The organism is Rasiella rasia (genome assembly GCF_011044175.1).
In the GTDB taxonomy this organism is placed as follows: Bacteria; Bacteroidota; Bacteroidia; order Flavobacteriales; family Flavobacteriaceae; genus Marinirhabdus; species Marinirhabdus rasia.
On the sequence record NZ_CP049057.1, the window covers coordinates 1,736,486 to 1,748,599 of the forward strand.

General features: G+C 39.3%; 16 protein-coding genes. 7 read left to right on the plus strand and 9 right to left on the minus strand.

What is annotated here, in order from left to right:
• Positions 1 to 92 precede the first annotated feature (92 nt).
• A complete protein-coding gene (locus G5B37_RS07875) occupies positions 93 to 524 on the minus strand; it encodes a ferritin-like domain-containing protein (RefSeq protein WP_263649768.1) in 432 nt (143 codons plus the stop codon).
• A gap of 236 nt (positions 525 to 760) precedes the next feature.
• A complete protein-coding gene (locus G5B37_RS07880) occupies positions 761 to 1,570 on the minus strand; it encodes a DUF6252 family protein (protein ID WP_164679496.1) in 810 nt (269 codons plus the stop codon).
• Positions 1,571 to 1,702: 132 nt separating this feature from the next.
• Here G5B37_RS07880 and G5B37_RS07885 point away from each other — a divergent pair, with 132 nt between their 5' ends.
• The 7 genes from G5B37_RS07885 to G5B37_RS07915 all read left to right on the plus strand — a co-directional run bounded on the left by G5B37_RS07885 (position 1,703) and on the right by G5B37_RS07915 (position 7,180).
• Positions 1,703 to 2,284 (plus strand): 30S ribosomal protein S16, encoded by a 582-nt coding sequence (locus G5B37_RS07885; protein ID WP_164679497.1) that lies wholly within the window; start codon positions 1,703 to 1,705, stop codon positions 2,282 to 2,284.
• A 12-nt stretch (positions 2,285 to 2,296) separates the two neighbouring features.
• Positions 2,297 to 2,821, plus strand: coding sequence for a ribosome maturation factor RimM (gene rimM, locus G5B37_RS07890; protein ID WP_164679498.1), 525 nt, complete (start codon positions 2,297 to 2,299; stop codon positions 2,819 to 2,821).
• Positions 2,821 to 3,537: a tRNA1(Val) (adenine(37)-N6)-methyltransferase gene (locus G5B37_RS07895; RefSeq protein ID WP_164679499.1), complete on the plus strand. Its 717-nt coding sequence runs from the start codon at positions 2,821 to 2,823 to the stop codon at positions 3,535 to 3,537. Before rimM ends, G5B37_RS07895 begins: the two co-directional genes overlap by 1 nt.
• A 47-nt stretch (positions 3,538 to 3,584) precedes the next feature.
• A complete protein-coding gene (locus G5B37_RS07900) occupies positions 3,585 to 4,763 on the plus strand; it encodes an acyl-CoA dehydrogenase family protein (RefSeq protein ID WP_164679500.1) in 1,179 nt (392 codons plus the stop codon).
• Between the two features lies 1 nt (position 4,764).
• On the plus strand, positions 4,765 to 5,439 hold the full coding sequence (locus G5B37_RS07905) for a hypothetical protein (protein ID WP_164679501.1): 675 nt from the start codon (positions 4,765 to 4,767) through the stop codon (positions 5,437 to 5,439).
• A 113-nt stretch (positions 5,440 to 5,552) separates the two neighbouring features.
• Entirely contained in the window at positions 5,553 to 6,455 is a 903-nt protein-coding gene (locus tag G5B37_RS07910) for a metallophosphoesterase family protein (protein WP_164679502.1), read from the plus strand.
• Positions 6,456 to 6,472: 17 nt separating this feature from the next.
• Positions 6,473 to 7,180 carry an SGNH/GDSL hydrolase family protein gene (locus G5B37_RS07915; protein WP_164679503.1) on the plus strand — a complete coding sequence of 236 codons (708 nt, stop codon included), beginning with the start codon at positions 6,473 to 6,475 and terminating at the stop codon, positions 7,178 to 7,180.
• Here G5B37_RS07915 and G5B37_RS07920 read toward each other — a convergent pair.
• From G5B37_RS07920 to trmB, 7 genes are all read right to left on the minus strand, one after another.
• Complete coding sequence (locus tag G5B37_RS07920; protein WP_164679504.1) at positions 7,177 to 7,509, minus strand: 2Fe-2S iron-sulfur cluster-binding family protein; 333 nt, start codon at positions 7,507 to 7,509, stop codon at positions 7,177 to 7,179. The genes G5B37_RS07915 and G5B37_RS07920 overlap by 4 nt on opposite strands.
• Positions 7,510 to 7,707: 198 nt before the next feature.
• On the minus strand, positions 7,708 to 8,760 hold the full coding sequence (locus G5B37_RS07925; protein ID WP_164679505.1) for an NAD(P)/FAD-dependent oxidoreductase: 1,053 nt from the start codon (positions 8,758 to 8,760) through the stop codon (positions 7,708 to 7,710).
• Between the two features lie 7 nt (positions 8,761 to 8,767).
• The gene (locus tag G5B37_RS07930; protein ID WP_164679506.1) at positions 8,768 to 9,007 is read right to left on the minus strand and encodes a NifU family protein; all 240 of its coding nucleotides are present in this window, start codon (positions 9,005 to 9,007) and stop codon (positions 8,768 to 8,770) included.
• 2 nt (positions 9,008 to 9,009) lie between these two features.
• A complete protein-coding gene (locus tag G5B37_RS07935; RefSeq protein ID WP_164679507.1) occupies positions 9,010 to 10,146 on the minus strand; it encodes an Mrp/NBP35 family ATP-binding protein in 1,137 nt (378 codons plus the stop codon).
• A 157-nt stretch (positions 10,147 to 10,303) separates the two neighbouring features.
• Positions 10,304 to 10,636, minus strand: a complete 333-nt coding sequence (locus tag G5B37_RS07940; RefSeq protein WP_164679508.1) for an MGMT family protein — start codon at positions 10,634 to 10,636, stop codon at positions 10,304 to 10,306.
• The gene (locus tag G5B37_RS07945; RefSeq protein WP_164679509.1) at positions 10,637 to 11,263 is read right to left on the minus strand and encodes a LysE family transporter; all 627 of its coding nucleotides are present in this window, start codon (positions 11,261 to 11,263) and stop codon (positions 10,637 to 10,639) included. It lies immediately after the preceding gene.
• Between the two features lie 32 nt (positions 11,264 to 11,295).
• On the minus strand, positions 11,296 to 11,976 hold the full coding sequence (gene trmB, locus G5B37_RS07950; protein WP_164679510.1) for a tRNA (guanosine(46)-N7)-methyltransferase TrmB: 681 nt from the start codon (positions 11,974 to 11,976) through the stop codon (positions 11,296 to 11,298).
• Positions 11,977 to 12,114 lie beyond the last annotated feature (138 nt).

Genomic DNA, 12,114 nt, shown 5'->3' on the forward strand with positions numbered 1-12,114 from the left:
TGTTAAGAGTTGTTCACATTTTCAGTAAAATTTATAACAAAAAAAAAGGACCGAATGTACGTTCGATCCCTTTTCAATTTATATTACTAGACTTACGCCACAACAGCCTCGAAGTTTTTTACGTTTTGCAACGTACTTTCTATGTTAGACACCTGTTTTGTAAGAACGCTTGAAGTTGTTGGCGGCAATGTGGTGTCTGCCATAACTTCTTTGTATTCTTCTAAGGCAGTTTTCTCGCCACGCTGCACTTCTTCCAAAATACTAGCTTCGTCACTTGGCGTAAAGGTGTCTTTAATGGTCATCCACGTACGATGTGCATCTCCAGTAAAACTAGTTCCCTTTTCTGGCGTGCCACCAACATTTTTAATTTCGGTTTTTAGTTCGTGACCAAAATCGTACCTATGTTCTGCCTGTGTTTCAAAGAATCTTTTTAATTGGGGATTCTCAACAATTTCTGCAGCTTTTTTATATCCAGCTTCGGCATCATAGTTTTTGGTTAATAATTCGTTTAATTTATTTGACATCTTCTCAGTATACATAATCTCTTTCATTTTAATGTGCAAAGCATTTTTACAATAAATCGAATTGAGCCGCTTTGGTTTTCTCTATTTCGACATACCTTAATATACCAGATATTAAATTGAATAACGAACAATTAACCCAAGCTTAACGGGCTTTAACAACCTTTAACGCACTTTGGAAGGAAAACAAAAAAAAGGATCGACAACGCGATCCTTTCTTATATGTTTTATGGTAGCTTTTAGTAATCTACATTAAACTGACCAAGGGAAATTTGATGATTTTCTGTAGCAAAGTTAAACGTTCCTGAAATGCTTTGAGCAGTCATGTCGTGCTCAAATATTGTAATGGTTCCACTAACAGCTGGCTCTTCTGCTCCAGAAATAAAGTATATCGCATTAAAGCCTTCACCAGGAATCGTTTGTGTTCCAGACGCTGATGTTAACGGGATAATTAGCTGTATGGTATCGTCGCCTAAAGCTCCACTAATAGTTATAGAGGTATCTGTTGTAGCAGCAACAACGGTAGAAGGGTCAAACAGATTTCCATCTATCTCTGCCACAAAAGCACCATCTAGAGATGGATCTTCAGGGTCTTCTATGACACCAGAAACTACAGGTACTTGATACAGCAATCCGCGACTTACCGTTACCGTATCAATCCCTGGCAGAATAGCTGTAAAAGTGAAATTTCCAGATAAAAAATCATTTCCACCACTACTACCGCGACTTGTAATATTCACTACGCCACTTCCACCGTTCTCTGTAGAATAAATTTGCCCTTCGGCATCTTCATAGATAGCTTGGTGTCCGTTTCCAATGTTAAGTTCAAATGTTCCTGTCTGCAGTGCAGCAAGGAGAAGACTTATATTTTGATCTGTTGTTGCACCAACAATTGCAGTGCTACCATCATCGGCCACAGTGGTTCTTGTATCTAACGCTCTATAAAGAACGTCGTCTAAATTTGCTTGAAAGGCTGGGGAATTATCTTGTATATCTTCGCAGGCTACAAATGTACATGCAAGCGATAAGAGTAGTAAAAACTTTTTCATGGGGGTGAAAATTTGTAGGTTAAATCACAAATATAAAAGAAAAGTTCTATCTAACTACTTTTACTTCAAAAATATAGTATCTTTGCCGTCCTTAATTATGAACCGAGGTCGTGTACCTCAAAAGTTAATTTTATGCCTGTAAAGATTAGATTACAAAGACACGGTAAAAAAGGGAAACCTTTTTACTGGATTGTAGCGGCAGATGCCCGCGCAAAAAGAGATGGTAAATACCTAGAGAAATTAGGCGTTTACAATCCAAACGTTAACCCTGCACATATCGAATTAGATATCGATGGTTCTGTACAGTGGTTACAAAATGGAGCACAACCAACCGACACGGCAAGAGCTATTCTTTCGTACAAAGGGGTGATGCTTAAAAAACATTTAGCTGGAGGTGTTGCAAAAGGTGCAATTACTGAAGAGCAAGCTGAAGAAAAGTTTAATGCTTGGTTAGAAGACAAAGGAAAAGCTGTTGACGCCAAAAAAGGAAAACTTTCTGAAGCAAAAGAAAAAGCTAAAGCTGAAGCACTTGCTGCCGAAAAGGCCGTAAATGAAGCACGTATTGCTGAAGCTGCTCCTGTAGAGGAAGTTGCGGAAGAAGAAGTAACTCCAGAAGTTGCAGAAGGTACCGATGCGACTGAAGAAGTAGAAGCAACTGAGCAAGTAGCCGATGAGGCACCTGCAACAGCAGAAGCTGCTAAAGAAGAAGAATAAAACTGAAACGATATGCAAAAGAAGGACTGTTTCTTCGTTGGCAAAATCGTTAAAAAATACAGTTTTAAGGGTGAGTTACTGGTAAAATTAGATACCGACGATCCCGAACAATTTTTAGAAATGGAATCGGTTTTTGTGGAAAAACACAAAAATTTGATTCCATTTTTTATTGAAAAACTTTCTCTTCACAAATCGTCTTTACTACGTGTTAAATTTGATGACGTAGACAATGAAGAAGACGCAAATGCCATGCTGGGAACAGAACTTTACCTACCTCTTAACCTGCTTCCAAAATTATCTGGCAATAAATTTTACTACCATGAAATTATTGGCTTTAGTGTTCAAGACACACAGCATGGAGCCATTGGAACCATTGCAGGGGTAAACGACAGCACGGCGCAACACCTTTTCGAAATTGAATTTCGAGACAAAGAAATCCTTATCCCTATTAATGACGAAATCATTCAGAAAGTAGACAGAACAACCAACACCCTGTTTATTGATGCCCCCGAAGGCCTGATTGACTTATACCTCTAATGGCCTCAAAACCCTTTCAATTTAAACAATTTACCGTGGCACAAGATCGTTGCGCCATGAAAATTGGCACCGACGGCGTATTGTTAGGTGCATGGGTTTCTTTACAAAACAAACCCAACAGTATTTTAGACCTTGGCACAGGAACAGGTGTTATCGCCCTTCAACTTGCGCAACGTTGCGATGCAGAAACAATAGATGCCGTAGAAATTGACGAAGACGCCTACGAACAAAGCACAGAAAACTTTGAGAATTCTCCTTGGGGAGATCGTCTATTTTGTTATCATGCCTCTGTACAAGAATTTGCCTCAGAAATAGAAGAAACGTACGACCTAATTGTAAGCAATCCACCATACTATACTGAAGACTATAAATCTGAAAATTTAGCACGGGATACCGCACGTTTTACCGACACCCTTCCGTTTGAGCATCTCGTGGTGTGCGCTTCACATTTGCTTTCGGAAACAGGAACATTTTCAGTAATCCTTCCGAAGAAAGAAGAAAAGAACTTTATCGCCTTAGCCGAAAAACACAGCCTATTTCCGAAGCATATTTGCAGGGTTCAAGGCACTCCAATTTCCGAAGTAAAACGCAGCCTACTTACCTTTTCCTTCCAAAAACAACAGCCTACCATTGAAAATCTTATTATTGAAAAATCGCGTCACCAGTACACAAATGAATACATAGCGCTAGTACAGGATTTTTATTTAAAAATGTAGGATACTTGTATTGCTATTTCTACTTTTGTTATCCAAAATAAACCATTATGAAACCCGATTTATTCGAAGCTCCTGATTATTACAATATAGACGACTTACTTTCTGAAGAACACAAACTTATTCGAGATGCCGCTCGTGCATGGGTAAAGCGCGATGTTTCTCCTATTATTGAAGAAGCTGCACAAAATGCAGAATTCCCGAAATCTATCATCCCTGGGCTTGCAGAAATTGGTGCCTTTGGCCCATACATTCCAGAACAATATGGCGGTGCGGGCTTAGACCAGATTTCTTATGGTTTAATCATGCAAGAAATTGAGCGCGGTGATAGCGGGGTTCGTTCTACAGCTTCGGTACAATCGTCTCTAGTAATGTACCCAATCTGGAAATACGGAAACGAAGCGCAACGTAACAAATACCTTCCAAAATTAGCAACTGGAGAATGGATGGGATCTTTCGGACTTACAGAACCAGACCATGGTAGTAATCCGGCAGGAATGGTAACCAACTATAAAGATAAAGGCGACCACTATTTACTGAACGGTGCCAAATTATGGATTTCAAATTCGCCTTTCTGCGATGTTGCTGTTGTTTGGGCTAAAAATGAAGAAGGACGCATTCACGGGCTTATTGTAGAGCGTGGCATGGAGGGTTTTAGTACACCAGAAACACACAACAAATGGTCATTACGTGCTTCTGCTACTGGAGAGCTTATCTTTCAAGACGTAAAAGTTCCAAAGGAAAATTTATTACCAAACAAATCTGGTCTAGGAGCTCCCCTAGGATGCTTAGATTCTGCGCGCTACGGTATTGCATGGGGCGCAATAGGGGCAGCCATGGACTGCTACGATACAGCTTTACGCTATAGTAAAGAACGCATACAGTTTGGAAAACCAATTGGCGCATTCCAACTACAACAAAAGAAATTAGCTGAAATGATTACTGAAATCACAAAAGCACAATTACTGGCACTGCGATTAGGACAGCTAAAAAACGACGACAAAGCCACATCTGCACAAATTTCTATGGCAAAACGAAACAACGTAGACATGGCCATTAAAATAGCTAGAGAAGCTAGACAGATGCTTGGCGGAATGGGAATCACCGGCGAATACCCAATCATGCGCCATATGATGAACTTAGAAAGTGTAATCACCTATGAAGGGACACACGACATTCATCTCTTAATAACAGGACTTGATGTAACAGGTCTTAACGCATTCAAATAAGATGACAAAAGTAATATGTATTCTATTGGTGCTGCTCTCTACGTCAGCACACGCTCAATTTAAAAATCTAGAAGATATTTCTTCAGATGCACTATTAGACGAAACGCAGTTAGTAAGCGAAGATCCAGATAAGTTAGAAATGATTTGGTGGATTCCTAGAGAATACTGGATTGCAGTAAATGCAGAAGATCCTACCACTAGTTCAGATGAAATGGACGATTTGCTTGATCTCTTAGAAGGATTCGAAATCTTTGCTGTGGTACTAGGTGACATTAATGATTTTGGCGGTGTTAATTTTACCGATTCAGAAGCTACGGTCGATTTGTTTAGCGTAACTTACAAAGAAACAGACTTGGCTTTTCTAGATGAAAATGACGTACCCTCAAACCTTAGAATGGTACTTGACATCATGAAACCTATCATGCGAAATTTATTAGGCCCCATGGGAGAGAATATCAATTTTGTAGTTGCTGAAAACCCTAAAGACACCTCCGTAATCCCTATTGATCTCTTTGGAACGGATACATTACACCTTAGCTTGGGTGATTTTCACCAAAAGATTGAATTACCCTTAAATGCCGTAATCGTTGAAAAAAAATGCCCTGTAAACCAGACGCTGTATTCCGGAAGATGGAACTACTGTCCTGTACATGGTAAACCCTTAGAAAACCAGTAGTATTTCTTACAACAATTTCTCTACTTACATCAGCCAACTATAACGCCAAGACGCTCTTAGTAGCTATAAAATATTTTGTTAGCTTATTGTATCTTTAGGGAAACAAAAAATGAATGTCTTCTCGAACTCGTTTTAGTAACGCTTACAAAAATGCTAAACGCATTCCGTTTAACGACTCCTCCAAATTTATTGTTTTTAGCGATTGCCATCGTGGAGATAATAGTTTTGCAGACGATTTTGCCAACAATCGAAATATTTACTTTCATGCGTTAAAGCACTATTACAACGAGGGATTTAGCTATTGCGAATTAGGCGATGGCGATGAACTTTGGGAAAACATTGAGTTTAAAGACATCCTAGAAGCGCACAAAAACGTATTCGATTTACTGAAACTATTTTTTAACGACAACAGACTGTACCGCGTTGTGGGTAATCACGACATGGTATATAGACGCCAACGATACGTAGAAAAGAATTTATACAGTTACTTTAATAAAATTACCGGCAAAGATGAACCCCTTTTTCCCGGAATTACATTTACCGAAGGACTAATTTTTGAACACGAATCTACCAAGCAAGAACTTTTTATGGTACACGGCCACCAAGCAGAATGGATGAATTATGTTGGGTGGAAACTAAATCGTTTTATGGTACGTGCCTTGTGGCGGCAACTTCAAATTTTTGGAATTGGCGACCCAACAAGCCCCGCAAAGAATTACCGCGAATTAATTAAAGTTGAACGTCGCACCAAGCGATGGATTATAGACAACAAAAATCTCTTTACCATTACCGGACATACCCATCGCCCAAGATTTCCAGAACCTGGAGATATTGCTTATTTTAATGACGGAAGCTGCGTTCACCCACGAAGCATTACAGGTCTAGAGATTGTTAACGGATCTATTTCACTTATAAAATGGCACATTGCCACCACCGAAGACGGCACCCTAAAAGTAATTAGAAGACTGCTGGAAGGACCACAAAAATTAATTGATTATAAAACCGAAACTTCCTAACCTCCGTACTTTTATACATGAAAGAACTACGTACCATCTTTATATTACCCCTGTTTATAGTTGTTGGGTTTCTCTCTTGCTCTAATTCTGTAGAAAAAAATGACACTACTAAGAACAAAATGAGCTTCAACTATTTAGCGTTAGGTGACAGCTACACTATTGGGGAAAGCGTTTTACCCACACAGAATTTTCCGTTTCAATTACAAGACACAATCGCAAGGCATTTTAATAAAACTACCAACTACAAAATTATTGCAAAAACAGGTTGGACCACTACAGACTTGCTCAGTGCTATTAAAAAACAAAATCTTTCAAACAATTACAACCTTGTTACCTTACTCATTGGCGTAAACAACCAGTATCAAGGTAAGCCATTTTCGTTGTATGAAAGAGAATTTCCGAAGTTATTAGACATAGCAATACAAGCCGCCCAAGGCAATCCAAAAAACGTTGTTGTTGTTTCAATTCCCGATTACGCGTTTACCCCATTCGGACAAAAAAGTAGCAATTCGAAGAAAATTTCAGAAGAGATAGACCAATACAATGCATTTGCAAAAGAAATCGCTACAAAAAAAGGAGTCGCATTTCAAGATATCACAGACATCACTCGTACAGGCTTGGCCAACCAAGAGCTAGTTGCAAAAGACGGATTGCATCCTTCGGCAACTGCTTACACATTGTTTGTAGATAGGTTATTTAATCTTGTAAAAGAAGGAGTAGACTAATCGTCGTAAGGCGCCATCTTAACCTTTAGCCCATTTAAATTTTCGGCAATAAAAATCTGGCAGCCTAAGCGGCTATTCTCTGCTACGTAAAATGCTTCAGCAAGCATTAAATCTTCATCGGCACTCATCTCATCTAGTTCGTGATCACTCTCAATGTAGCATTGGCAAGAAGCACACATAGCCATACCGCCACAGACGCCAATCGTACCTTCTTCGGCTAGCTCATAAGACCTAATCACCTCCATAAGGTTCATATTCATATCGGTAGGAGCAATTATTTCGTGCTCGGTTCCGTCTCTGTCTGTGATATAAATAGTAATATCTGTCATTATCTACTTTTGGGCGTTACCTTCTCTGTTGGCTACTTGAACGCCTATCCACAATTGCCTAAAACATACGCCAACACAAAAGGTCGGGCTTTCGCTACTCGCTTTTTCTAGCACTTTCAAGCAGTGCCAAAAAAGAGCTCACACATACCGCTCAATCCCTAACGCAGTACTATTACCAGGTTGCGCTAAAGCAACTTGCTACTCAATCTTTTTAACCACGGCTTTGGGCGCTTCTTTTCTACTACCATCAAAACCATCTACACCGCCAACTGTAGTATATTTCATTACATAACGTTTGTCTGGGAAGATACGTTGGTACGCACTTTGGCACATCAAGGTAGCCTCATGGAAGCCGCAAAGAATTAATTTGAGTTTTCCTGGATAGGTATTTACGTCTCCAATGGCATAGATACCCGGTATGTTTGTTTGGTAGTCAAGCGTGTTGTCTACTTTAATAGCATTCTTCTCTATTTCTAATCCCCAATCTGCTATTGGTCCTAGTTTAGGAGCCAAACCAAACAACGGAATAAAAGCATCACACGGCTTATTAAAAACCTCAGCACCTTGCTTAATAGAAACACCTGCTACCTGTCTATCGCCAACCACATCTACAACTTCGGCCGGGGTAATGAGTTCAATTTTTCCCTGATTTTTCAATTCTTGAACTTTTTCTACAGAGTCTAACGCACCTCTAAACTCATTTCGCCTGTGTACCAGTGTAACGCTTTCGGCTATAGATGCCAAGAAAATACTCCAATCTAAAGCACTGTCGCCTCCCCCTGCAATAACCACACGTTTATTTCTGTACATCTCGGGATCGCGAATCATATAAGCCACACCATGATCTTCGTAATTCGCTAAATTTGGGATAGGGGGTTTTCTAGGTTCAAAACTACCTAAACCACCTGCAATGGCAACAATGGGTGCGTGGTGCTGTGTTCCTTTGTTGGTGGTCACTATAAAACTACCATCATCTTGCTTTTCTATAGTTTCTGCCCTTTCCCCTAAGGTAAATCCAGGTTGAAATGGCGCTATTTGTTTCATGAGGTTATCTACAAGATCTCCAGCCAAGATTTCTGGAAATGCCGGAATATCATAAATTGGCTTTTTAGGGTAGATTTCTGAACACTGTCCACCAGGTTGTGGGAGCGCGTCAATGAGATGGCATTTAAGTTTCAGCAGACCTGCTTCAAAAACAGTAAAAAGTCCTGTGGGGCCCGCACCAATAATTAGGATGTCGGTTTTTATCATACGAACATTAAGCTACTACATTAATCACTTGTTGAATTTCGGGTGCATGCTTTTTGATGGTCATTTCTACACCGCTCTTTAGCGTCATCTGATTCACAGAACACCCAACACAAGCCCCTTGCAATTGCACATGAACAATTGTGTTATCTTCTATTGAAATAAGGGAAATATCCCCCCCATCACTTTGTAGAAAAGGGCGAATTTCTTCTAGGGCTGTTTCAACTTTATGTTTTAGACTACCTTCCATTGTTATTTTTTTACTGCACTACATCCGGCCATTGTAGTTATTTTTATTGCCTCTGTAGGCGGTAATGAATCGTTTCTTTTTACCGTTTCTGAAACAACATTTTTGGTGATTTCTTCAAATGCAGCTTCAATAGGTGTTGCAGTTTGAAGAGCCGCTGGTCTTCCAATATCTCCAGCTTCACGAATACTTTGTACCAATGGCACTTCTCCTAAAAACGGAATTTCTAAATCTTCCGCAAGATTTTTAGCGCCACCATTTCCGAAGATATAATATTTATTATCGGGTAACTCGGCTGGCGTGAAATAAGACATGTTTTCAATAACTCCTAGCACAGGCACCTGAATATTCTCTTGTTGAAACATGGCTACACCTTTTCTGGCATCGGCCAAAGCAACTGTCTGCGGTGTACTAACCACAACTGCACCAGTAATAGGCAACGACTGCATGATGCTTAAATGAATATCTCCTGTTCCCGGAGGTAAGTCTAATAACATAAAATCTAATTCACCCCACGCCGCATCAAAAATAAGCTGATTTAATGCCTTGGCAGCCATAGGACCTCGCCAGATTACTGCCTGATTAGGCTTGGTAAAGAAGCCAATAGAAAGCACTTTTACTCCATGGCTCTCTACAGGTTTCATTTTGCTTTTACCGTCTACATTTACAGAAAGTGGGCGTTCATTAAAAACATCAAACATCAACGGAATTGAAGGTCCGTAGATATCTGCATCTAAAACACCAACTTTAAATCCCATTTTGGCCAACGTTACGGCTAAATTTGCAGTTACGGTAGACTTTCCAACGCCACCTTTACCAGATGCCACTGCAACAATATTTTTTATCCCCGGAATTGCTTTTCCCTTAATAAGGTTAGCATTTTCTTTTGTAGGAGCCTCTACTTTAATATTCACTTTCACTTGGGCATCTTTAGAAACCCGCTCCTGTATGGTCTTAATTATATCTTTCTCTGCTCGCTTTTTGATATGCATAGCAGGGGTCGTCATTTTAATATCAACGATTACCTCATCTGCAAATGTAATTACATTAAGCACAGCTCCACTCTCTACCATATTTGCTCCCTCACCTGCCAGCGAAATAGTTTCAAGTGCCTTTAAAATATCTTGTTTATTGAACTTCATTATTAAGATTGATTCTAGACTACAAATATACGGCGCAAGACTCAGATTAGAAAAAAGATACATTAAAATGATTCTAAGTAAAAAGGATTCTAACAAACTTTAATTAACCTGTAAGTTTTCGTGAAAAAATTAGCGTAATAAACCAACAAGAATGAACTTATTCAGACAGTTCTTTCATAGGATCCCAGAAGAGCGAATCGAAGTTTTGGATTTGGTTTTCAATGACTTCTATACCTTCATTTTCTAGCAGTTGCTGCATTAGGTTGGTACCGCTAAAGTGATGTTTCCCAGTGAGTAATCCTTTTCTATTTACAACACGGTGTGCGGGCACGTCTGGGTGCTTTCCTGAGGCGTTCATCGCCCAACCTACCATACGCGCACTTCCAGCTGCGCCTAAATACTTTGCAATGGCGCCATAACTCGTCACTCTTCCATAAGGAATTAATGATGCAACCTGATAAACCTTATCAAAAAAACCGCTTTCTGCCATCTAAAAGCTATTGAAGATTTTAAAAAATGTGATTACAGAAATAATAGCCGTTATACCGCCAATGATATAATTCATATTAATTCCTTTTTTCTTAGGCTGCTCCTTTTTCCGAAAAAACCATACATAAATGGCCAACATGGCAAAAGTTCCTATTCCTGAAGCTAACACTGTAGCCAGCAACTCTAGCTGATTAAAACTAAACCAGCCAAAACCAGCAAACGTAATGCTAACGTACAGCCAATACGGCAACGGGAGTAAGTTTAACAACGCCAACAACATTCCTGAAAAAAAGCGATTTGTTTTAGACCGTTCTATCCCCTCAGGTATTTGACGTCTTGTGTCTTTAGCTATAAAGAAAAAATATACAGTGAGACAAATAAAGATTCCAAGACCCACCTGCTGAAGGATAGTTACATATTCTGGATGCATATCTAAAATACGTGCAAACACAAGGGCGATATAGGTCTGTAACATTACGGTGATACAGACACCCAATGAAAACATCAGTCCGCGTTTTCTGCCTTCTTTCATGCTAATTTTAGCAGCATATAAATTGAGTAACCCTGGCGGAATTACACCAATAAGAGCAGCAAAAAAGCCAATTACAAAATTTAGCAATACAGACATTCAGGTTAGTTTGTCTTGTGAATATACATAAATTATTCAGTTCGAAATGTAAACCGAATATAGGTAATCTTCTTATCGACCTCCAGATACTGATTTTCATAAAATGTCTGAATAGACGTTACTTCCTCGGGCGCATGCGGATTCCCATATACGTCGTGATGCGCATATTCTATGGTTTCGTCTAAGCCGTGTAGAAGTCCTAGCGTATACCCATGCATAAATTCGCTATCGGTTTTTAAGTGAACTAAACCACTCGGACGCAGAATCTGTTTGTATTTTTCAAGAAATTCTTGGTTGGTTAAGCGATGTTTGGTACGCTTGTATTTAATCTGCGGATCAGGAAATGTTATCCAAATTTCATCCACTTCATTTTCAGCAAACAAATAATCTACCAATTCTATTTGCGTACGCAAGAACCCTACGTTGTCTAATTTTTCTTCTAACGCTGTTTTGGCTCCTCTCCAAAAACGAGCTCCTTTAATATCAATTCCTAAAAAATTTTTGTCTGGATATTTGCGAGCCAAGTTCACAGAATATTCTCCCTTGCCACACCCTAGCTCTAACACAAGCGGTTGTTCATTTCTAAAGAAATCTCTCTTCCAATTTCCTTTTAGTGCAAAGGCAGCTTCTGTTACTTCTTCACGTGTGGGCTGCACCACATTGGCAAATGTTTCGTTTTCTCTAAAGCGTTTCAGTTTATTTTTGCTTCCCACAAGGTTGTTTTTAAAGTAATGGCTTAGTAATTTGGTAAAATTAAGGAAATATAAGCTCTCATTATTATATATACTTTTGTTAATTATATAGATAAACTATAAACAACACCTTTTACCTCTGAAAAACAAAAAAACAAT

Bases quoted from the DNA above. Each gene is read 5' to 3' on its own strand.
- G5B37_RS07875 (WP_263649768.1), bottom strand. From the start codon at position 524: ATGTCAAATAAATTAAACGAATTATTAACCAAAAACTATGATGCCGAA.
- G5B37_RS07920 (WP_164679504.1), bottom strand. From the start codon at position 7,509: ATGACAGATATTACTATTTATATCACAGACAGAGACGGAACCGAGCAC.
- G5B37_RS07905 (WP_164679501.1), top strand. From the start codon at position 4,765: ATGACAAAAGTAATATGTATTCTATTGGTGCTGCTCTCTACGTCAGCA.
- G5B37_RS07885 (WP_164679497.1), top strand. From the start codon at position 1,703: ATGCCTGTAAAGATTAGATTACAAAGACACGGTAAAAAAGGGAAACCT.
- G5B37_RS07945 (WP_164679509.1), bottom strand. From the start codon at position 11,263: ATGTCTGTATTGCTAAATTTTGTAATTGGCTTTTTTGCTGCTCTTATT.
- G5B37_RS07910 (WP_164679502.1), top strand. From the start codon at position 5,553: ATGTCTTCTCGAACTCGTTTTAGTAACGCTTACAAAAATGCTAAACGC.
- G5B37_RS07915 (WP_164679503.1), top strand. From the start codon at position 6,473: ATGAAAGAACTACGTACCATCTTTATATTACCCCTGTTTATAGTTGTT.
- G5B37_RS07900 (WP_164679500.1), top strand. From the start codon at position 3,585: ATGAAACCCGATTTATTCGAAGCTCCTGATTATTACAATATAGACGAC.
- G5B37_RS07925 (WP_164679505.1), bottom strand. From the start codon at position 8,760: ATGATAAAAACCGACATCCTAATTATTGGTGCGGGCCCCACAGGACTT.
- G5B37_RS07940 (WP_164679508.1), bottom strand. From the start codon at position 10,636: ATGGCAGAAAGCGGTTTTTTTGATAAGGTTTATCAGGTTGCATCATTA.
- G5B37_RS07935 (WP_164679507.1), bottom strand. From the start codon at position 10,146: ATGAAGTTCAATAAACAAGATATTTTAAAGGCACTTGAAACTATTTCG.
- G5B37_RS07880 (WP_164679496.1), bottom strand. From the start codon at position 1,570: ATGAAAAAGTTTTTACTACTCTTATCGCTTGCATGTACATTTGTAGCC.
- G5B37_RS07895 (WP_164679499.1), top strand. From the start codon at position 2,821: ATGGCCTCAAAACCCTTTCAATTTAAACAATTTACCGTGGCACAAGAT.
- rimM (WP_164679498.1), top strand. From the start codon at position 2,297: ATGCAAAAGAAGGACTGTTTCTTCGTTGGCAAAATCGTTAAAAAATAC.
- G5B37_RS07930 (WP_164679506.1), bottom strand. From the start codon at position 9,007: ATGGAAGGTAGTCTAAAACATAAAGTTGAAACAGCCCTAGAAGAAATT.